The organism is Streptococcus sp. HMSC065C01, assembly GCF_001813525.1.
In the GTDB taxonomy this organism is placed as follows: Bacteria; Bacillota; Bacilli; order Lactobacillales; family Streptococcaceae; genus Streptococcus; species Streptococcus parasanguinis_V.
On sequence record NZ_KV812858.1, the window covers coordinates 87,611 to 106,865 of the forward strand.

The window sequence follows — 19,255 nt, forward strand, 5'->3', positions numbered from 1 at the left end:
TCTTTTATCACAAATGATAGCTTGATGATTGCAGGCCTGATTGTTGCCAATATTGTCCAGGCCATTGCTTTTGCTTTCTCTCGTACGGCTAATAAAGCCATTATCACAGAAGTTGTAGAAAAGGATGAGATTGTGACCTATAATGCCCGCTTGGAGTTGACCTTACAAGTGGTCGGTGTTAGTTCTCCTGTGTTCTCTTTCCTTGTTTTACAATTTGCCAGTCTCCATGCGACTCTCTTACTAGATGCGCTAACTTTTTTCATCGCCTTTGTTCTGGTCGCTTTCCTTCCGAAAGAAGAAGCCAAGGTTCAGGAAAAGAAACGGCTTACGGGAAAAGATATTTTTTCGGATATGAAGGATGGATTGCACTATATCTGGCATCAGAAAGAGATTTTCTTTCTCTTGTTGGTGGCTTCCAGCGTCAATTTCTTTTTTGCAGCTTTTGAGTTTTTGATTCCTTTTTCGAATCGCCTTTACGGGGTCAAAGGAGCATATGCGACCATCTTAACCTTGGGCGCTATTGGCTCTATCATCGGAGCCTTGATTGCTAATAAATTTAAATCAAGCATGGAAATGCTACTTTTCTTATTGATTTTAACAGGAGTAGGAGTCTTCATGATGGGCTTGCCCCTTCCGCCTCTTCTTTCCTTTTCTGGAAATCTAGTCTGTGAGCTCTTTATGACAATTTTTAACATCCACTTTTTTACCCAGGTTCAAACCAAGGTAGAAGGAGACTATCTGGGCCGGGTCTTAAGCACCATTTTTACCTTGGCCATTCTCTTTATGCCTGTGGCTAAAGGCTTGATGACCTGGTTGCCAAGTGTCCGTGTAGAATCTTTTCTCTTGATAGGAGCTGGCGTCATCCTCTTTTCACTCTTAGCACAAGTAGTCGCCAAGAAATTACAAGCAAAAGAAGGTACATCAGCATAAAAAAAGCACCGATCGGTGCTTTTTTAGTTGTTATTTTTTTCTTCTATTTTAACTTCTTTCTTTTCTTCCTCCAGTTGCTTTTGAGTGCTCTTGAGTTCTTTTTTTAGGGAGAAGCCCTTTGAAAAATTAACCAAGGTCATGACAAATGCACCCAAGAGGACACAGAGCAAGATCAGAATGATCAAGGGCAATTTAAATTGGACCAAGAGGAAATTCACAGTGACTGATTGCATGTTTGCAAGGGAAATACCAGCAATCAATAAAATTAAAAGTAATAAAGCAATGTAGTGTAGATTATTTTTGTTCATCATTATCTCCTTATTGTTCAGCAGGGGCCTTGCTTTTCACATCAGCGTACTCTTCCGGCTGCTCTAGGCTTAGAATCTCCTCATAAGCCGGTAGGGAAAGGTCCTTGCCATATTTATTTTTTAAAGCAGTGCTCACTAGTCGATAGGCCAAATTGGCATTTCGGGACAAGATAGGACCGTGGAAGTAGCTGCCAAAGACGTTCTTGTAATGAACCCCTTCGCACCCATCTTCTTTGTTGTTCCCATTTCCATAGATGACCTTACCCAGCGGTTTTTCATCCTCAGCCAAGAAGGTCCGACCTTGGTGGTTTTCAAAACCATAATAGGTTTCGTTAAATTCTTCGTTATGGATTTTGATATCACCGATATAGCGGTTGTTGACTTGGTTGAGCGTATAGTGGCCCATAATGCCAAGTCCCTCAATGCGTTTGCCAGAAGCTTCAATGTAGTATTGGCCTAGAAGCTGAAAGCCACCACAGATAGCAAGGACTACACCATCGTCATCAATGAAGCGTTCGAGGTCTTCTTTTTTATCTGGTAGATCCTCGGATACAATGGTCTGTTCGTAGTCTTGCCCGCCGCCGAAAAAGGCGATATCGTAGGCATCAGGGTCGAACCGGTCTTTGAGAGAGACGATATCAACAGTGACATGGGCTCCAAGCTTTTCCGCAACGTACTTGAGCATGAGGATATTCCCATTGTCCCCATAGGTATTCATTAAGTTGCCATAGAGATGGGCAATACGCAGGCTGTAGGGATACTGTGCCTGATCAGAAGATTCTAGGGAAGTATAAGTCATTAGTGCATCTCCTTTTCAATCAGGTGTTCTTGGGCCAAAAGTTCACGGAATTCTAGCATGGCTGTATAGGTAGCTAAAATGTAAGCGTGAGGGGTTTCCTGTTGCTGGATGCGTTGGAAAACCTCTTTTAATTCAGCCATTTCTGTGATCTTTTCTGCAGGATAGCCAGTGACCCGAAGTCGCCGAGCAATCTCAGAGTGGCGCACCCCGCCAGCGTTGATCTCTGGAATGTCCATCTGAGTGATTTGCTCGAAGTCGGCATCCCAAATCCAGCTGGTATCAATCCCATCTGCATAATTCGCATTGAGGAGAACCGACAAGCTAAAGGGATAAGGGGCTAGTTTGATCATTTCAATGGCTTGGGTCGCACCAACCGGATTTTTAATCAGGACTAGGGTACATTCCTTATCCCCAATCTTAAAGGTTTCCTGGCGACCAAAGACAGCGCGACTGCGATCAAATCCTTGCTTAATCACTTCAGGTTGAACCCCAAAGAATCCAGCAACGGAAACAGCTGCTAAGGCATTATAGATGTTGTAGAGACCACCGATATTGATGTGGTAATCTTGCCCTTGGATCCGGAATTGGGAAGAGCGCTGGGTTAATGAGAGGAGATCCGATACGGCATAAGTCAGAGAAGGCCTGTGGAAACCACAGTGCTCACAGATATAATCCCCAAGATTAGCATAGGTATTGAGCTTGTACTGGAGGATGTTGTGGCAATGCGGACAGAGGATTCCTTCCGTATTGTAATGAGCTAGTTGTGGCTCTGATTTGTCAGTATCAAATCCATAATATTGGATCGGATTGGATAAGGTCTGACTATTAAAGAGAGGACTATCTCCATTTAACAGAACCGTGGCAGTTGGGACCTTGTGAATAGCATCCAAAATCATTTGGTAGGTCGTATAGATCTCTCCATAGCGGTCCATCTGGTCCCGGAAAATATTAGTGACCACAAAAAGGCTGGGCTTAATATAATCACAAATCCGAGAGAGGCTGGCCTCGTCAATTTCAAGTACCGCAATCGGTCGATTTGCTTTCGAATGCTTAGCACGTAAGAAGGTCGTTGTAATCCCAGAGATCATATTGGCCCCACTTGGATTGGTCAAAATAGGTCCAAAAGCTTCTTGGAGAATACCTACTGTTAGCGCAGTGGTCAGGGTTTTTCCATTTGTCCCTGTAATCACAACAATCTCATAGTTTTTTGCCAGTTGACTGAGAATATCTTTATCAAATTTGAGGGCTACTTTACCTGGTAGGGTTGATCCCCGCCCCATCTTTTCTAGAATAGAGCCGGAAAGCTTTCCTGCCAGAAGGCCCAAGGTTGTATTTATCTTCATAAATCATATTTTATCATAAAAAGCATCAGAAGGTTACAGAAAAATCTGTTGAAACGTGTTATAATAAGATGATGTCTTTTAGAGAAGTGGTAGGTATGAGAATATGAATATTCAACAGTTTTCAAATCCACAATTTTGGACCAGTTTGTTCCCAAATTGGTGGAGTGTTATTATCAATATCATCGATATTGCCCTGGTGGCTTGGTTGCTGTATTTTTTGATCAAGGCCATCGTCGGGACCAAGATCATGATTTTGGTGCGTGGAGTTATTATCTTTTTCTTGGCTCAATTTTTAGCCAATTTTTTGGGTTTAACGACTATTTCTTGGCTGATCAATCAAGTGATTACCTATGGGGTTATCGCGCTGGTTGTGATTTTCTCCCCTGAAATTCGGATTGGCTTAGAGCGTTTAGGTCGGGCGACAGAATTTTTTACGACGAGTGAAGTCAGTCAGGAAGAGAAAATGGTACAGGCCTATGTCAAGGCAGTGGCTTATATGAGCCCACGTAAGATTGGTGCCTTGGTAGCTATTCAAGGGGCCAGAACCCTTCAGGAATACATTTCCACAGGGATTCCACTAGATGCGGAAATTTCAGGAGAATTGCTGATTAATATCTTCATTCCTAATACTCCTTTGCACGATGGAGCGGTCATTGTCCGCAATGATAAAATTGCCGTTTCTTGTGCCTACCTGCCCTTGACGGAAAATACCGGAATTTCAAAAGAGTTCGGAACGCGTCACCGCGCAGCCATTGGTTTGTCTGAAGTTTCGGATGCCTTTACCTTTGTGGTATCAGAAGAAACGGGCGGGATCTCTATGACCTATAATGGAACCTTCCGACACGATTTAACTTTAGAAGAGTTCGAGGCAGAATTGAGATCCTTCTTGGTTCCTGAAGAGAATAAAACGAGTAGTTGGAAAGAGCGTCTATTTGGGAGGGTGACAAAATGAGATCGAAAAAAGAATTTCTTTATGTTTTTGCCTCCGTCTTATTGTCCTTTATCTTGTTTATTAATGCGTCATCCTTTAATTTTCAAAATAATAGCAGCGCTAGACAAGTAAGTTCAGAGACCTACACCAATACCTTGACCAATATTCCGATTGATGCCAAGTACAATGACAAGACATACTTTGTCAGTGGGTTAACATCGGAAGTAACAGTCTTTCTAAAGGGTTCAAACCGGGTCGCTCTAGCAAGCGAAATGCAGCCGGGAACTCGGAAGTTTCGCGTGGTAGCGGATCTTCGTAAGGCCAAGGAAGGTACCGTTGAAGTGCCGTTGATTGTGGAAGATCTTCCGGCTGGTTTGACCGCAACCGTAGAGCCTCAGAAAGTTTCTGTAAAAATCGGGAAGAAAGCGAAAAAATCGTTTGCGGTCAGGGCTACGATCCCGGACAATCAAATTGTGGATGGAATAACGGTTTCGGATATTTCTCTTGAAACCACCAAGGTAGAAGTGACCAGCGATCAAGAAACCTTGAGTCGCATTGATCATGTCCAAGCGGTCTTCCCATCCAGTGAGATCATTAGTGGAAATTATAGCGGAACTATTTCCTTAAATGCAGTAGATGCCCAAGGAAATGTTCTACCAGGTTTGGTCAAGCCGAGTGAAACACGGATTCAAGTGACCACAAAGAGTAGCTCGTCTACGTCAAGCTCAAGCAGCTCGTCGTCGACCTCCTCCAGTTCAAGTAATTAGAAAGTAAAAAAGGTAATGAAGAATGGGTAAATATTTTGGGACGGACGGTGTCCGTGGAGAAGCAAATGTAGAATTAACGCCAGAATTGGCTTTTAAACTAGGCCGTTTCGGTGGCTATGTGTTGAGCCAACATGAAGAAGAAACACCCTTGGTATTTATTGGACGTGATACGCGTATTTCTGGTGAAATGTTAGAGCATGCCTTAATTGCTGGCCTCTTATCTGTTGGAATTCGCGTCTACAAGTTGGGTGTGATTGCAACGCCAGGTGTTGCTTATCTAGTTCGTACGGAAAAAGCCAGTGCCGGAGTGATGATTTCTGCTAGCCACAATCCAGCCTTGGACAATGGCATCAAATTCTTTGGTGGTGATGGCTTCAAATTGGATGATGATCGCGAACTTGAAATTGAAGCCTTGCTTGATGCTGCTGAAGATACCCTTCCACGTCCAAGTGCCCAAGGTTTAGGAACGGTCATGGAATATCCAGAAGGCTTGCGTAAGTATCAAGAATTCCTTGTATCGACAGGTGTCCAACTCGAGGGCATGCACGTAGTCTTAGATACAGCAAATGGTGCAGCCTCTACTAGTGCCCGTCAAATCTTTGCAGATCTGGGAGCTCAATTGACCGTCATCGGTGAAAACCCAGATGGTTTGAACATCAATGATGGGGTTGGTTCTACTCACCCAGAGCATTTGCAAGAGAAAGTCAAAGAAGTAGGCGCAGCGATTGGTCTAGCCTTTGACGGAGACAGCGATCGCTTGATTGCAGTGGATGAAAATGGAGAGATTGTTGACGGGGATAAGATCATGTACATCATCGGTTCTTATCTTTCAAGCAAAGGCTTGCTCGAAAAAAATACGATCGTCACAACCGTCATGTCCAATCTCGGCTTCCACAAGGCATTAGATGCGAAGGGAATTCAAAAAGAAATCACAGCTGTTGGAGATCGTTATGTGGTCGAAGAGATGCGCAAGTCTGGTTACAACCTTGGTGGTGAACAATCCGGTCACGTCGTCATCATGGATTACAACACGACTGGTGATGGTCAATTAACAGGAGTTCAATTGACTAAAATCATGCAAGAAACCGGCAAGAAATTATCTGAATTGGCTGCTGAAGTAACCATTTATCCACAAAAACTCGTCAATATCCGGGTTGAAAATAGCATGAAAGATAAGGCGATGGAAGTACCTGCTATTCGTGAAATCATTGAAAAAATGGAAGCGGAGATGGCAGGAAATGGACGTATTTTGGTACGTCCAAGTGGAACTGAACCCCTCCTTCGAGTGATGGCAGAAGCACCAACCCATGAAGAAGTGGACTACTATGTAGATACCATTGCTGCAGTTGTTCAAGCAGAAATCGGACTTTAACCTTGTAAAAAACATGGCTCGCAAATAGGCGAGCAGAGGAGGTATATATGAAACAGGTTCGTCAAATTGTATGGGCACTTGCCTTAGTGCTAACGATTCTATTCACAGCTGGTTTGACTAAAACAATACATGCTGCAGAAGTCTCATCATATACACAGACAGCACGTCTAACGAAAGACGGTAACACGCTAACAAATGGGAGCAAGGTGTTGACAAATGAAAAATTGTCAGCAAGTATTTATTTAGCCTTTCCAGATTCGCAAACTATTCAAACTGGTGATACCTTAACTCTTAGTTTGCCAAAAGAATTAGCCCTCTACACAGCACTGGAATTCAATGTTCTTGAGGAAGGTCAATCAAATGGTCAGACGGTGGGGAAAGCTGTCGTTGATACAGCTAAGAAAACAGTGACCGTTACCTTTAATGATTATTTCGCATCTCATCCACTCAACAAACGAGTTGCTCTTCATTTTGATGTAAAAGTCGATTCAGAAGTAGTTACAAAAACATCTCCAATCCAGTTTAAACTAGGAAATACAGATTTTTCATTGAATTATGAAAAAACAGCTGGAGAAGCTGGAGACTATGAGATGAAATACGGTTACCAAGATAAGTCTGATCCAACCATTATCAAATGGCGGATTCTCTTAAATGCTCGCCAAGATATGCTTCGTGGAATGGTCATTAAAGACCAATTCGGAGATGGTTTAACATTGGTTGAAGGTAGCTTACGCGCTGTTCGTTATGCTCCTGTACAAGGTGGGATTAAGAACGAAGCTCAGATATTAAGTCTCCCAGTTCTGGATAACTTTACTAAAAAAGCTGTTTTCAATAAGAATGCAGATGGAAAGACCACTGGTTTTACGATTGAATTTGGTGATAATTACAATTGGCCAATGTATATTGAATATTCTACGAAAGTGGCACCTGGAACGAAAGTAGGCGATATTGTCCATAATACATTAACATGGAAGGCAACCAATTTCCCAGCACCGCGTAGTTTAACCCGTGAAGTGCGATTGGAAACAGGATCTGGCGAAGGATTGGGTGAGAAAGAACAAACGCCACCGACACCTAGCTCAACCTCCTCATCAAGTTCTAGTTCTTCATCAAGCTCATCATCTTCAACGAGTTCTAGTTCTTCATCAAGTTCATCATCTTCAACGAGTTCTGGTTCTTCATCAAGTTCATCATCTTCAACGAGTTCCAGTTCTACATCGAACTCAACATCCACATCAAGTTCTTCATCGAAATCATCTTCATCTTCTGTTAAAGAAGAAGCCCCAAAACCTGGTAAGAAAAAAGTTCTTCCAAGTACAGGTGAAAAGATGACACCGGTGGTTCTTGTCATGGGTGTCTTCCTAGCAGTTCTATCGGTTGGTATTTTACGTGTAAGAAAAGATTCCTAAATCTATTCATAAAAGATCAGACCTTTGTCTGGTCTTTTTGTGTAGACTCGATTTGAAAAATCCCCTATTTCGTGGTAAAATAGGGCTAATGAATTTATAGTAATCGAGGTATTAGAAGTGGCTTTTGGAGATAACGGAAAACGTAAAAAAACACCATTTGAAATGATCACGATGGTCGTCATTGTGATTATGTTGATTGTAACGGTTGGTGCAATCTTTGCAACCGCAATTGGTGCTCTTTCTTACTAAGACGCACGCAGAAATAAAGGAAATCATCTATTTATGAGTATGTTTTTAGATACAGCCAAGATTAAGGTCAAGGCTGGAAATGGCGGCGATGGCATGGTGGCTTTTCGTCGCGAAAAATATGTCCCTAATGGCGGACCTTGGGGTGGTGATGGAGGTCGTGGTGGCAATGTCATCTTTGTAGTAGACGAAGGCTTGCGTACCTTGATGGACTTCCGTTATAACCGACATTTCAAAGCCCAAAATGGGGAAAAAGGAATGACCAAAGGGATGCACGGACGGGGAGCAGAAGATCTCTATGTTCGGGTTCCTCAAGGAACGACCGTCCGAGATGCTGAGACGGGCAAGGTCATTACGGACCTAGTTGAAAATGGACAAGAGTACATTGTCGCCCACGGTGGCCGTGGCGGACGTGGAAACATTCGTTTTGCCACTCCTAAAAATCCAGCCCCAGAGATTTCTGAGAATGGGGAACCTGGTCAGGAACGCGAACTCGAATTAGAACTCAAGGTCTTGGCAGACGTTGGTTTGGTTGGCTTCCCATCAGTAGGGAAATCAACTCTTCTCAGTGTCATCACTTCAGCCAAACCAAAGATTGGGGCTTATCATTTTACAACCATCGTGCCAAACTTGGGCATGGTTCGGACACCGTCAGGTGAATCTTTTGCTGTCGCAGACCTTCCTGGATTGATTGAAGGAGCTAGCCAAGGGGTCGGACTCGGAACCCAGTTCCTTCGTCACATCGAGCGCACCCGGGTTATCCTGCATGTTATTGATATGTCAGCGAGCGAAGGACGCGACCCTTATGAAGATTATGTTCAAATCAATAAAGAGCTTGAAACCTATAATCTTCGTTTGATGGAACGTCCTCAGATTATCGTGGCAAATAAGATGGATATGCCAGAGAGCCAAGAAAACTTGAAAGAGTTCAAGAAGAAATTGGCAGCCAATTACGATGAGTTTGATGAACTGCCACAGATCTTCCCGATCTCTAGTTTGGCGCATCAAGGTTTGGACAACTTGTTAGAAGCAACAGCAGAATTGTTAGACAAAACGCCAGAATTCCTCTTGTATTCAGAAGACGAAATGGCCCAAGAAGAAGTCTACTATGGCTTTGATGAAGACCAGCCAGCCTTTGACATCAGTCGGGATGACGATGCCGCTTGGGTCTTGTCTGGTGAAAAACTTGAAAAACTCTTTAATATGACCAATTTCGATCGGGATGAAGCGGTCATGAAATTTGCTCGTCAATTGCGTGGAATGGGTGTTGATGAAGCTCTTCGTGCACGTGGGGCAAAAGATGGCGATATCGTCCGGATCGGTAAATTTGAATTTGAGTTTGTAGATTAAGGGTGGTCCCGAGCGGATCAAGGATTCCAAATAAGAAATGAGGCTTTTTCAGTGGGAGATAAACCAATATCTTTTCGAGATGAAAATGGAAATTTTGTTTCAGCAGCCGATGTTTGGAATGCTGAAAAACTAGAAGAACTCTTTAATACGCTAAATCCTAAGCGCAAATTGCGCTTACAAAGGGAAAAATTAGCAAAAGAAAATCAGCAGAAGTAAATAGACTTGGAGAATACTATGGCAAAAACAATTCATACAGATAAAGCACCTGCAGCAATTGGACCTTATGTTCAAGGGAAAATCGTAGGGAATCTTCTCTTTGCAAGTGGACAAGTTCCCTTGTCACCTGAAACAGGTGAAATCATTGGAGAAACCATCCAAGAACAAACAGAGCAAGTCTTAAAGAACATTGGGGCTATTTTGGAAGAGGCAGGGACAGACTTTGACCACGTGGTGAAAACCACTTGTTTCTTAAGTGATATGAATGACTTTGTACCTTTTAATGAGGTCTATAAAACAGTCTTTACTACAGAGTTTCCAGCTCGATCTGCTGTTGAAGTAGCACGCCTGCCACGTGATGTGAAGGTTGAAATTGAAGTTATTGCGGAAATCAAAGCCAAATAACCATTCAAAGACAAAAAGACAGGGTGGAGAGCAGGAAACTGTAGGCCACTCTGTTTTATTTATGGGAGGAGAAAATGACAGAAAGTAAGATTCAACTGGTCATGGTAACAGGGATGAGCGGTGCGGGTAAGACCGTTGCCATCCAATCGTTTGAGGATTTGGGTTACTTTACCATCGATAATATGCCACCGGCGCTCTTGCTGAAATTTATTGAGCTCATGCGCCACAGCCCAGATAACAATAAATTAGCCGTTGTTGTGGACATGCGGAGCCGTTCTTTTTTCAATGAAATTCGCACCATTTTGGATGAATTGGACAATCAAGAAGACCTGGATTTCAAAGTCTTGTTCTTGGATGCCACTGACAGTGAGTTGGTAGCACGATACAAGGAAACCCGTCGTAGCCATCCATTAGCGGCAGATGGCCGTGTCTTAGATGGGATTACCCTAGAGCGCGAACTCTTGTCCCCTTTAAAAAATATCAGTCAAAATGTAGTGGATACGACTGAGTTGACACCTCGTAATTTGAGAAAAACGATCGCAGAACAATTTGCCAGTCAAGATAATCAGCCAGATTTTCGGGTTGAGGTCATGTCATTTGGGTTTAAATATGGCCTTCCGATCGATGCTGACCTTGTCTTTGACGTGCGTTTCCTTCCAAATCCCTACTACAAATTGGAACTTCGGAATTTAACCGGTCAAGATCCAGCTGTCTATGATTACGTCATGGATCACCCTGAATCAGAGGACTTTTATCGTCACCTCCATGACTTGATCGTTCCTATTTTACCGTCTTATAAACGGGAGGGTAAATCCGTTCTCACCATTGCTATGGGATGTACCGGTGGGCAACACCGTTCAGTAGCCTTTGCAGAGCGCTTAGCGCATGATTTAGAAAAAAATTGGCAGGTCAATTGCAGTCATAGAGATAAGGACAGACGGAAAGAAACGGTGAATCGCTCATGAGAAAACCTAAAGTAACCGTTATTGGAGGAGGAACAGGGATTTCTGTTATCCTCGATAGTCTGAGAAAGAAACCGGTCGATATTACTGCCATCGTAACCGTTGCAGATGATGGCGGGAGTTCAGGTGAATTGCGGAAGAACATCCAAAAATTGACACCACCTGGAGATCTTCGAAATGTGCTGGTTGCCATGTCAGATATGCCTCGTTTTTATGAGAAGGTCTTTCAATACCGCTTTGCAGACGATGATGGCCCTTTGGCCGGACACCCTTTGGGAAACTTGATCATTGCAGGGATTTCAGAGATGCAAGGCTCGACCTATAATGCCATGCAGTTGTTAACCAAATTCTTTCATACGACCGGCAAGATCTATCCTTCCAGTGACAGTCCCTTGACCCTTCATGCCGTTTTTCAAGATGGAAAAGAAGTGGTAGGAGAAAGCCACATTGCCAAATACACCGGCATGATTGATCATGTTTATGTGACCAATACCTTTGATCAAGAGCGCCCAAAAGCTAGTAAGAAAGTGGTGGAAGCTATTCTTGAAAGTGATATGGTTGTCTTGGGTCCTGGTTCGCTTTTTACCTCGATCCTTCCTAATTTGATGATCGATGAGATTGGGAAAGCCATCCTTGAAACCAAGGCTCAGGTAGCCTATGTTTGTAACATCATGACCCAAAGAGGTGAAACCGAGCATTTCACAGACAGTGACCACGTTGCCGTTCTTCATAAACATTTGGGAGAGAAGTTCATCGATACTGTCCTTGTCAATATCAATCAGGTTCCCGCAGCTTACATGAACAGTAATAAATTTGATGAATACTTGGTGCAGGTAGAGCACGATTTCAAGGGGCTGCACTCGCAAGTTCCCCAAGTGATTTCTTCTGATTTCTTGAAGCTGGTCAATGGAGGAGCCTTTCATGATGGCGAAAAAGTAGTCGAAGAGCTGATGCAGATCGTGCAGGTGAGAAAATGAGTTTTACGGTTCGTGTCAAAGAAGAATTATTGTCTCTCAAGCGATTTGAAAAGAGTGAATTGGCTGCCATTATCAAGATGTCTGGAAGTCTGGGGATTTCAATGGGGGGCTTGACGCTCTCGGTGACAACAGAAAATGCCAAGATCGCTCGCCATATCTATGAATTGTTGCATCATTTTTATGAGGCCAAATCGGATATTCGCCACCACCAAAAAACCAATTTGAAAAAAAATCGTGTTTACACAGTATTCTTGGATGAAAAGGTGGAAGAGATTCTTGCTGACTTGCATTTGGCAGATGCCTTTTTTGGGATTGAGACAGGCATTGATGCCAGTGTTTTAGAAGATGAAGTAGCCAGTCGTGCTTATCTTCGGGGGGCTTTTCTGTCGAGTGGTTCCATCAAGGATCCTGAAAAAGGGAAGTACCAGTTGGAAATTCATTCTGTTTATACAGACCACGCGGAAGGAATTGCCCTTCTCATGCAAGGATTTTTACTAGATGCGAAAACCATCGAGCGGAAAAAAGGAGTGGTGACCTATCTGCAACGAGCGGAAGATATTATTGATTTTCTAATTGTGGTAGAGGCCATGCAAGCCATGCAGGAATTTGAGTCCATCAAGGTCATGAGAGAGACGCGCAATGACCTCAATCGGGCCAATAATGCCGAAATGGCCAATATCCAGCGCACAGTCACAGCCAGTATGAAAACCATTAATAATATTAGTAAAATTGTGGATACAATCGGTCTAGGAAGTTTACCAAGTGATCTGCAAGAAGTTGCCTATATCCGGATGAACCATCCAGATTATTCCATCCAGCAGATCGCAGATAGCTTGCAACAACCTATTTCAAAAAGCGGTGTCAATCACCGCTTGCGTAAGATCAATAAGATCGCAGACGATTTAGACAAATAAAAAAGGCCAAAGGCCTTTTTTATTATAAACTAGTTGAGTGCGTTGGTTGGACTTTCTTATCTGGATAGATGTAGTTGATGGCATTGTTTACGGCTGTTGGAGCTTCCCCAAGACCTGTAGCGATGAGATCAATCTTTCCTTCGTAGAAGCAGCAGTCTCCACAGGCATAAATTCCAGGAAGGCTGGTTTCTTGTTTTTGGTTCACCTTGATTTTATGGCGTTGCAATTCTACACCCCATTCTTTCAAGTTTCCGATAGAAGATTTAAAGCCATAGTTGACAAATAAGTGATCAATCGGGATAAGTTCGGTTTCATCGGATTTAACTTTTGTGATTTCAAGATGAGTGGCATGACCATTTTCGCCAATCAAGCGGCTAGGAACAAATGGTGTTTTGATGCTGACAGAAGATTGTTTGAGTTCTTCAACGCTATGTTCCAAGGCACGGAAGTTGTCCCGACGGTGAATGATTGTAGTTGGAGCAATCTTGTCAAAAGCAAGAGCCCAGTCCACAGCAGAGTCCCCACCACCAAGGACGGTCACTTGCTGTCCTTCATATTGCTGGATATTTGAAACATGGTAGTGGACATTATCGAAGTCTTCAGCCCCCTCGATATCAAGAGCACGTGGTTTAAAGGCACCGCCACCCATGGCAATGATGACGGCTTTAGACTGATGCACTTGGCGAGAAGTAGTGATAGTGAAGAGGTCACCCTCTTTTTGAATATCCTCTACAGTTTCATTGAGGAAGATCGGTGTATCGAATCGTTTGACTTGCTCGATCAAGCGGTCGCTTAATTCTTCACCTGTTAAATTGGTAAAACCGGGTACATCGAGGATATTTTTTTCTGGATAGAGAATGGCTGGTTGCCCTCCAAGTTGAGGTAAGGAATCAATCAGTTTGACTTTAACTTGGCGCATATTGCCATAAAAAGCAGCAAACAGACCAACTGGTCCGCCCCCAACAATCGTAATATCATAAATTTCTGACATGGTATCTCCTTCAGGGTTTTCTATGTTTCCATTGTATCATAAAATAGGAAGAATGAAAAAGTCGGAAAAAAGAAATGGCATGAAGGCTAGGAAGGCTAGAAAAGTTTCAAAAGATCTTGACAGCATCTTTAAAGTGTGATAAAATAATTAAGATTTTAGGCTTGAAGGGAGTGAAAAATATGTCAAAAACAGTAGTACGTAAGAATGAATCTCTTGACGATGCTCTTCGTCGTTTCAAACGTGCGGTTACTAAAGCTGGTACTCTTCAAGAAACACGCAAACGTGAATTCTATGAAAAACCTTCTGTAAAACGTAAACGTAAATCAGAAGCAGCTCGTAAACGTAAAAAATTCTAATTGAATACAGAAACAGACTTCGGTCTGTTTTTTGTTTTTTCTCATCCATCAAAGACAAAAAAACCGACCTTCTAACTAGAAGATCGGATCTTTTTATCTGATTATTTGTTTGCAAGCAAGTCGCGGATTTCAGTAAGCAACTCTTCTTGAGTAGGAGCAGCAGCTTCTTCTTCAACAGCTTCTTCTTTTTTACCAAGGTTTTGTGCTTTTTCAGCAGCTTTAACGATAAAGAAGAGAACAGTTCCAATGACGATGAAGTTGATTACTGCGCTCAAGAAGCTACCGTAAGCAACACCGTTCCATGACAATTCAGCAATTTTATCAACACCAGCAGCTTTCAAAGCTGGGTTCAAAATAAGTGGTGTGATGACATCGTTAACAAGTGATGTCACGATGGCACCAAATGCAGCCCCGATAATCACTGCAACAGCAAGGTCAACAACGTTTCCACGAAGGAGGAAAGCTTTCAATTCTTTTAACATATCCTATATAATATGTCCTTTCATAATAATTTTTTACTATGATAGTATAACGGAAAAATATGCGACTGACAAGAAATATGCCCAATTTTTTTTAAAATTAGTGATAAAGGTTGAAAATCTTTTCTTTTATGTGTGAAATCGGTAGGAAAAAATTTACTTTTACTAACTTTTAGTATAAAATATAAAGTGATAATCTATGGTAAAATGGAGGCACTGTTTATGGTTGATAAAGAGCTGATTGCAGAAATTAAAAACAGTGTAAACATTGTTGAAGTCATTGGAGAAGTTGTTTCTTTGACCAAGGCTGGCCGTAATTTTTTAGGCCTCTGTCCTTTTCATGGCGAAAAGACTCCTTCCTTTAATGTTGTTGAAGACAAGCAGTTTTACCATTGCTTCGGATGTGGTCGCTCTGGAGATGTCTTTAAGTTTATTGAGGACTACCGTGGAGTCGCCTTTATGGATGCGGTCCAGATCGTAGCAGAAAAAGCTGGCATTGCGCTTCAGTACCAAGCAAGGCCGGCTCAACCAACGTCTATCAATCCAAACCAAGAACTTTATGAGATTCATCAGGAAGCTAGTAAGTTTTATCAGGCGATTTTGATGACGACTAAGATGGGGGAAGAAGCGAGAAACTATCTGCATGAACGTGGTCTGACGGATGAGGTCATCCGACATTTTCAATTGGGCTTAGCACCAGCAGAAGGAAATTATCTCTATCGAAATCTCTCTGAGAAATTCTCTGAGAAAGTGATTACCGATTCAGGTTTGTTTACAATCTCAGATGCTGGAACGGTTTTTGATGCCTTTCAGGATCGGATCATGTTTCCCTTGACGGATGATAGTGGACGTGTCATTGCCTTTTCTGGTAGGTTGTGGAAAATGACGGAGGATGGCAGTCATCAAGCCAAGTACAAGAATAGTCGCAGTACGCGATTGTTTAATAAAAGCTATGAACTCTATCATTTGGATCAAGCCAAGACGAGCGCCAAAAAGCAATATGAAATGTATATCATGGAAGGTTTTATGGATGTCATTGCAGCTTATCGAGCTGGGATAGAAAATGCGGTCGCCTCTATGGGGACAGCCTTGACACCAGAGCATGTCCAGCACCTGTCTCATTTTACTAAAAAGGTTATCTTGACCTATGATGGAGATAAGGCAGGGCTTGAAGCAACAGCTAAGGCCTTGGATGTCTTGCAGGATCTGGAGTTGGAGATCGTCCGTATCCCAGATCAGATGGATCCTGATGAGTACCTCAAAAAGACGTCCCCAGAAGATCTAGCTACCCTCTTGAAGAATTCTCGGATCAGTAAGGTTGAATTCTTGATGCACTACTGGAAACCCCAGTATATTGAGAACTTGCAGTCGCAAATTGAGTTTGTCGAAAAGTTGGCACCGATGATCGCCCAGACGCGTTCTATTACAGCGCAAAACACCTATATTTATAAGTTGGCCGATTTATTGCCGGACTTTGATTACTTGCAGATTGAGCAGATTGTCAATAATAGTCGTTTGCAACAACGGCAGGAGGTTCAAAGTGGTGGACGATCTAAAACATCGTATTTTTCAGTGGAGCTCTTGCCGAATCGTGGGATGACGCGCTTGATCAAGGCGGAAAATCATTTATTAAGTAGGATGAAGGATTTTCCAATGGTCCTCAATGATTACCGGTTGCGACCTGATTTTGCCTTTGACACGCCGGAGTTACAGATCTTGTATCAATTGCTCTGTCAAAATGGAGAAGTCACCTCTCAGGATCTATCCGAGCAGCCTGAAGGGGTCCAGCATGCCTGGTACCGCATGTTAGAAGAAGATTTGCCAGAAGAGATAGCAGATGGTGAGTTAGAAGAAGTAGAAGCGACACGGAATCGTGAGCTTCTTCGCAAAGAAAGTCAACAAATTGGAAATAAAGTGAAGGAAGCTTCCTCAACAGGGGATGCGGAAAAAGCTTTATTGGAACTCGAGCGTTTAATCGCTCAAAAAAGAAGAATGGAGTAAGAATGGCTAAAGAACAAAAAGATATTACAACATTGGACGTTCAAATTGCAGAATTTATTCGCAGCCACAAGAAAAGCGGAACTGCAACAGATGATGAAATTAATGACCAATTGGTTATTCCATTCACGCTAGATGCAGATGGGATTGAAGATCTTTTGCAACGCATTCAAGATGCAGGGATTTCGATCACTGATAAAGACGGCAACCCAAGTGCGCGTGTGTTGAACAATGAGGAAGAGCCAGAGTTGTCAGATGAGGAATTGCTTGGAAGCAACTCTGCTAAGGTCAATGACCCGGTACGGATGTACTTGAAAGAAATTGGGGTTGTTCCTCTTTTGACCAATGAAGAAGAACAAGAATTGGCTATCTTGGTGGAACAAGGTGATTTAGAAGCCAAACAACGTCTAGCAGAAGCCAACCTTCGTTTGGTTGTATCCATTGCGAAACGTTACGTTGGTCGTGGAATGCAATTTTTGGATTTGATCCAAGAAGGAAACATGGGCTTGATGAAGGCGGTTGATAAGTTTGACTACACCAAAGGGTTCAAGTTTTCTACTTATGCCACTTGGTGGATCCGTCAGGCTATCACTCGTGCTATTGCAGACCAAGCGCGTACCATTCGGATTCCTGTTCACATGGTGGAAACCATTAACAAGTTGGTTCGTGAACAACGCAATCTCTTGCAAGAATTGGGACAAGACCCAACACCTGAACAAATCGCTGAACGTATGGATATGACACCAGACAAGGTGCGTGAAATCTTGAAGATTGCGCAAGAGCCTGTTTCTCTTGAAACTCCAATCGGGGAAGAAGACGATAGCCATTTGGGAGATTTCATCGAAGACGAAGTGATTGAAAATCCAGTAGACTACACCACTCGTGTGGTTCTACGAGAACAATTGGATGAAGTCCTTGATACCCTGACAGACCGGGAAGAAAATGTTTTGCGTCTTCGTTTTGGTCTCGATGATGGAAAAATGCGGACTTTGGAAGATGTGGGGAAAGTCTTCAACGTGACCCGTGAACGGATCCGTCAGATCGAAGCCAAAGCCCTCCGCAAACTCCGCCACCCAAGCAGAAGCAAACCATTGCGTGACTTTATAGAGGATTAAAAATGTCCAGTGGACATTTTTAACGGCCACCCAAAAACCAAAGAGTGGCCAGGTCCGGGGGACCTTTTTAACGGTCGCCAAGAAATCAAAAAGCGACCCAGGTCCAGTGGACATTTTTAACCCGAGCCCAGAAATTCTATCGAGAGTAAATAGCAGAAAAAGGAAGTCATATGGCATATACAACTGAGCAAATTGAAGAAATTAAAAATAAAATCTTAAATGCTTTGGAAGAGGTAATCGATCCTGAGCTTGGGATTGACATTGTCAATTTAGGTCTTGTCTACGAGATCCATTTTGACGGTGAAACTGGAGCAACCATCATTGATATGACCTTAACGACCATGGGGTGTCCATTAGCGGACCTTCTGACAGATCAGATTCATGATGTTTTAGCAGAAGTAGAAGAAGTGACATCGGTGGATGTGAAGTTGGTCTGGTATCCTGCTTGGACGGTTGAAAAGATGAGCCGTTATGCACGGATCGCACTTGGAATTAGTTAAACACTCTATGTATCAAAACAAATCAGAGGTTGGGGCTCCCCTAACCTCTGATTTGTTTATCCCATTTTTTTTGAACAAGCATTTACAAATTCTTAGCAAATTTTCAGATAGAGTTGCAATCATCAAGGGGACAAGGTATAATAGCATAAATAGAAAATAAAGGAGATTTACATGAATCAGTATCCTTTGGTCTACTTGGACCATGTGACAAAGAATTATGGGCATGAAGTTGCTCTCATGGATGTTAGTTTGAACATCCAACCTGGCCGTATTATTGGCCTTTTGGGTCCCAATGGTAGTGGGAAAACAACCATCATTAAATTGATTAATGGTTTGTTGCAACCAAGCCTTGGAAATATCTATATTCATGGGCAATTACCATCCCCAGCTTCTAAAAAAGTGGTTTCCTATTTGCCAGATACAACTTATCTGAATGAAAATATGAAAATTATTGATGCTATTAACTATTTCCAAGATTTTTATGCAGATTTTAATGTCCAACGAGCTTACCAATTGCTCAACGATTTGCATTTGCATCCAAATCAAAAATTGAACAGCCTTTCAAAAGGGAACAAGGAAAAAGTGCAATTGATTTTGGTGATGAGCCGTGAAGCTGACTTGTATGTTCTTGATGAACCAATCGGTGGGGTTGACCCAGCGGCGCGTGATTATATTTTGCGGACCATTATTCAAAACAGACGTCCAAACTCTTCTGTCTTGATTTCTACTCACTTGATTGCTGATATTGAGCAAGTTTTGGATGAGGCCATTTTCATCAACCAAGGAAGAATCCTCTTGCATGAAAATACGACTGTTATGCGCAATCAACACGGAAAATCAATCGATGAGATCTTCCGTGATCAATTCCGTGTTTATTAGGAGGAACC

Annotated in this window: 22 protein-coding genes; 17 read left to right on the forward strand and 5 right to left on the reverse strand. The window is 42.6% G+C overall.

All coding sequences use genetic code 11. The annotated features are described in order from the left end of the window. Nucleotides 1-930 (forward strand): MFS transporter (locus tag HMPREF2918_RS08060; protein ID WP_256263210.1); only part of this gene is annotated, 930 nt, incomplete at its 5' end. 23 nt (nucleotides 931-953) lie between these two features. Here HMPREF2918_RS08060 and HMPREF2918_RS08065 read toward each other — a convergent pair. From HMPREF2918_RS08065 to murT, 3 genes are read right to left on the reverse strand one after another with little or no spacing between them, the layout of a single operon-like run. Then, nucleotides 954-1,238 (reverse strand): lipopolysaccharide assembly protein LapA domain-containing protein, encoded by a 285-nt coding sequence (locus HMPREF2918_RS08065; protein WP_024056107.1) that lies wholly within the window; start codon nucleotides 1,236-1,238, stop codon nucleotides 954-956. A gap of 10 nt (nucleotides 1,239-1,248) precedes the next feature. Continuing rightward, a complete protein-coding gene (gene gatD, locus HMPREF2918_RS08070) occupies nucleotides 1,249-2,037 on the reverse strand; it encodes a lipid II isoglutaminyl synthase subunit GatD (protein WP_049472163.1) in 789 nt (262 codons plus the stop codon). Continuing rightward, nucleotides 2,037-3,380 (reverse strand): lipid II isoglutaminyl synthase subunit MurT, encoded by a 1,344-nt coding sequence (gene murT, locus HMPREF2918_RS08075; protein WP_023917716.1) that lies wholly within the window; start codon nucleotides 3,378-3,380, stop codon nucleotides 2,037-2,039. Before murT ends, gatD begins: the two co-directional genes overlap by 1 nt. A gap of 103 nt (nucleotides 3,381-3,483) precedes the next feature. Here murT and cdaA point away from each other — a divergent pair, with 103 nt between their 5' ends. The 11 genes from cdaA (at nucleotide 3,484) to whiA (ending at nucleotide 12,929) form a co-directional block, all read left to right on the forward strand. Then, complete coding sequence (cdaA, locus tag HMPREF2918_RS08080) at nucleotides 3,484-4,332, forward strand: diadenylate cyclase CdaA (protein ID WP_023917718.1); 849 nt, start codon at nucleotides 3,484-3,486, stop codon at nucleotides 4,330-4,332. Beyond that, nucleotides 4,329-5,078, forward strand: coding sequence for a CdaR family protein (locus HMPREF2918_RS08085; protein WP_023917720.1), 750 nt, complete (start codon nucleotides 4,329-4,331; stop codon nucleotides 5,076-5,078). Before cdaA ends, HMPREF2918_RS08085 begins: the two co-directional genes overlap by 4 nt. A gap of 22 nt (nucleotides 5,079-5,100) precedes the next feature. Further along, nucleotides 5,101-6,450, forward strand: coding sequence for a phosphoglucosamine mutase (gene glmM, locus HMPREF2918_RS08090; RefSeq protein WP_070595172.1), 1,350 nt, complete (start codon nucleotides 5,101-5,103; stop codon nucleotides 6,448-6,450). 47 nt (nucleotides 6,451-6,497) lie between these two features. Beyond that, nucleotides 6,498-7,859 (forward strand): LPXTG cell wall anchor domain-containing protein, encoded by a 1,362-nt coding sequence (locus HMPREF2918_RS08095; RefSeq protein ID WP_049472166.1) that lies wholly within the window; start codon nucleotides 6,498-6,500, stop codon nucleotides 7,857-7,859. A 117-nt stretch (nucleotides 7,860-7,976) separates the two neighbouring features. Beyond that, a complete protein-coding gene (locus tag HMPREF2918_RS08100; RefSeq protein ID WP_003011566.1) occupies nucleotides 7,977-8,108 on the forward strand; it encodes a DUF4044 domain-containing protein in 132 nt (43 codons plus the stop codon). Nucleotides 8,109-8,141: 33 nt separating this feature from the next. Further along, entirely contained in the window at nucleotides 8,142-9,455 is a 1,314-nt protein-coding gene (gene obgE, locus HMPREF2918_RS08105) for a GTPase ObgE (protein ID WP_023917726.1), read from the forward strand. Nucleotides 9,456-9,506: 51 nt separating this feature from the next. Next, nucleotides 9,507-9,671: a hypothetical protein gene (locus HMPREF2918_RS11205; RefSeq protein ID WP_003006512.1), complete on the forward strand. Its 165-nt coding sequence runs from the start codon at nucleotides 9,507-9,509 to the stop codon at nucleotides 9,669-9,671. Between the two features lie 18 nt (nucleotides 9,672-9,689). Further along, nucleotides 9,690-10,076: a RidA family protein gene (locus HMPREF2918_RS08110; protein WP_049472168.1), complete on the forward strand. Its 387-nt coding sequence runs from the start codon at nucleotides 9,690-9,692 to the stop codon at nucleotides 10,074-10,076. Between the two features lie 74 nt (nucleotides 10,077-10,150). Then, nucleotides 10,151-11,041 (forward strand): RNase adapter RapZ, encoded by an 891-nt coding sequence (gene rapZ / locus HMPREF2918_RS08115; RefSeq protein WP_009732574.1) that lies wholly within the window; start codon nucleotides 10,151-10,153, stop codon nucleotides 11,039-11,041. Next, nucleotides 11,038-12,015 carry a YvcK family protein gene (locus tag HMPREF2918_RS08120; protein WP_049472170.1) on the forward strand — a complete coding sequence of 326 codons (978 nt, stop codon included), beginning with the start codon at nucleotides 11,038-11,040 and terminating at the stop codon, nucleotides 12,013-12,015. Before rapZ ends, HMPREF2918_RS08120 begins: the two co-directional genes overlap by 4 nt. Beyond that, nucleotides 12,012-12,929, forward strand: coding sequence for a DNA-binding protein WhiA (gene whiA, locus HMPREF2918_RS08125; protein ID WP_049472171.1), 918 nt, complete (start codon nucleotides 12,012-12,014; stop codon nucleotides 12,927-12,929). Before HMPREF2918_RS08120 ends, whiA begins: the two co-directional genes overlap by 4 nt. A gap of 22 nt (nucleotides 12,930-12,951) precedes the next feature. Here the strand turns inward: whiA and HMPREF2918_RS08130 are convergent, their stop codons facing one another. Continuing rightward, nucleotides 12,952-13,920, reverse strand: coding sequence for an NAD(P)/FAD-dependent oxidoreductase (locus HMPREF2918_RS08130; protein WP_049472173.1), 969 nt, complete (start codon nucleotides 13,918-13,920; stop codon nucleotides 12,952-12,954). 179 nt (nucleotides 13,921-14,099) lie between these two features. Between HMPREF2918_RS08130 and rpsU the strand changes: the two genes are divergently transcribed. Then, nucleotides 14,100-14,276, forward strand: coding sequence for a 30S ribosomal protein S21 (gene rpsU, locus HMPREF2918_RS08135; protein ID WP_000048054.1), 177 nt, complete (start codon nucleotides 14,100-14,102; stop codon nucleotides 14,274-14,276). Nucleotides 14,277-14,377: 101 nt separating this feature from the next. Here the strand turns inward: rpsU and mscL are convergent, their stop codons facing one another. After that, nucleotides 14,378-14,758, reverse strand: a complete 381-nt coding sequence (gene mscL / locus HMPREF2918_RS08140) for a large conductance mechanosensitive channel protein MscL (RefSeq protein ID WP_070595174.1) — start codon at nucleotides 14,756-14,758, stop codon at nucleotides 14,378-14,380. Between the two features lie 219 nt (nucleotides 14,759-14,977). On the opposite strand from mscL, the gene dnaG reads away from it, so the two are divergent. The 4 genes from dnaG to HMPREF2918_RS08160 all read left to right on the forward strand — a co-directional run bounded on the left by dnaG (nucleotide 14,978) and on the right by HMPREF2918_RS08160 (nucleotide 19,247). Further along, complete coding sequence (gene dnaG, locus HMPREF2918_RS08145) at nucleotides 14,978-16,756, forward strand: DNA primase (protein ID WP_049472177.1); 1,779 nt, start codon at nucleotides 14,978-14,980, stop codon at nucleotides 16,754-16,756. A gap of 2 nt (nucleotides 16,757-16,758) precedes the next feature. Then, nucleotides 16,759-17,868 (forward strand): RNA polymerase sigma factor RpoD, encoded by a 1,110-nt coding sequence (gene rpoD / locus HMPREF2918_RS08150; protein WP_003003251.1) that lies wholly within the window; start codon nucleotides 16,759-16,761, stop codon nucleotides 17,866-17,868. 170 nt (nucleotides 17,869-18,038) lie between these two features. Further along, entirely contained in the window at nucleotides 18,039-18,368 is a 330-nt protein-coding gene (locus tag HMPREF2918_RS08155) for a metal-sulfur cluster assembly factor (protein WP_004220168.1), read from the forward strand. A gap of 171 nt (nucleotides 18,369-18,539) precedes the next feature. Further along, entirely contained in the window at nucleotides 18,540-19,247 is a 708-nt protein-coding gene (locus HMPREF2918_RS08160) for an ABC transporter ATP-binding protein (RefSeq protein ID WP_049472179.1), read from the forward strand. The last annotated feature ends 8 nt before the right edge of the window (nucleotides 19,248-19,255 follow it).

What these genes read in the sequence shown, in the direction of transcription:
- HMPREF2918_RS08065 (WP_024056107.1), bottom strand. Translation starts at nt 1,238, where the DNA reads ATGAACAAAAATAATCTACACTACATTGCTTTATTACTTTTAATTTTA.
- gatD (WP_049472163.1), bottom strand. Translation starts at nt 2,037, where the DNA reads ATGACTTATACTTCCCTAGAATCTTCTGATCAGGCACAGTATCCCTAC.
- murT (WP_023917716.1), bottom strand. Translation starts at nt 3,380, where the DNA reads ATGAAGATAAATACAACCTTGGGCCTTCTGGCAGGAAAGCTTTCCGGC.
- cdaA (WP_023917718.1), top strand. Translation starts at nt 3,484, where the DNA reads ATGAATATTCAACAGTTTTCAAATCCACAATTTTGGACCAGTTTGTTC.
- HMPREF2918_RS08085 (WP_023917720.1), top strand. Translation starts at nt 4,329, where the DNA reads ATGAGATCGAAAAAAGAATTTCTTTATGTTTTTGCCTCCGTCTTATTG.
- glmM (WP_070595172.1), top strand. Translation starts at nt 5,101, where the DNA reads ATGGGTAAATATTTTGGGACGGACGGTGTCCGTGGAGAAGCAAATGTA.
- HMPREF2918_RS08095 (WP_049472166.1), top strand. Translation starts at nt 6,498, where the DNA reads ATGAAACAGGTTCGTCAAATTGTATGGGCACTTGCCTTAGTGCTAACG.
- obgE (WP_023917726.1), top strand. Translation starts at nt 8,142, where the DNA reads ATGAGTATGTTTTTAGATACAGCCAAGATTAAGGTCAAGGCTGGAAAT.
- HMPREF2918_RS08110 (WP_049472168.1), top strand. Translation starts at nt 9,690, where the DNA reads ATGGCAAAAACAATTCATACAGATAAAGCACCTGCAGCAATTGGACCT.
- rapZ (WP_009732574.1), top strand. Translation starts at nt 10,151, where the DNA reads ATGACAGAAAGTAAGATTCAACTGGTCATGGTAACAGGGATGAGCGGT.
- HMPREF2918_RS08120 (WP_049472170.1), top strand. Translation starts at nt 11,038, where the DNA reads ATGAGAAAACCTAAAGTAACCGTTATTGGAGGAGGAACAGGGATTTCT.
- whiA (WP_049472171.1), top strand. Translation starts at nt 12,012, where the DNA reads ATGAGTTTTACGGTTCGTGTCAAAGAAGAATTATTGTCTCTCAAGCGA.
- HMPREF2918_RS08130 (WP_049472173.1), bottom strand. Translation starts at nt 13,920, where the DNA reads ATGTCAGAAATTTATGATATTACGATTGTTGGGGGCGGACCAGTTGGT.
- rpsU (WP_000048054.1), top strand. Translation starts at nt 14,100, where the DNA reads ATGTCAAAAACAGTAGTACGTAAGAATGAATCTCTTGACGATGCTCTT.
- mscL (WP_070595174.1), bottom strand. Translation starts at nt 14,758, where the DNA reads ATGTTAAAAGAATTGAAAGCTTTCCTCCTTCGTGGAAACGTTGTTGAC.
- dnaG (WP_049472177.1), top strand. Translation starts at nt 14,978, where the DNA reads ATGGTTGATAAAGAGCTGATTGCAGAAATTAAAAACAGTGTAAACATT.
- rpoD (WP_003003251.1), top strand. Translation starts at nt 16,759, where the DNA reads ATGGCTAAAGAACAAAAAGATATTACAACATTGGACGTTCAAATTGCA.
- HMPREF2918_RS08155 (WP_004220168.1), top strand. Translation starts at nt 18,039, where the DNA reads ATGGCATATACAACTGAGCAAATTGAAGAAATTAAAAATAAAATCTTA.
- HMPREF2918_RS08160 (WP_049472179.1), top strand. Translation starts at nt 18,540, where the DNA reads ATGAATCAGTATCCTTTGGTCTACTTGGACCATGTGACAAAGAATTAT.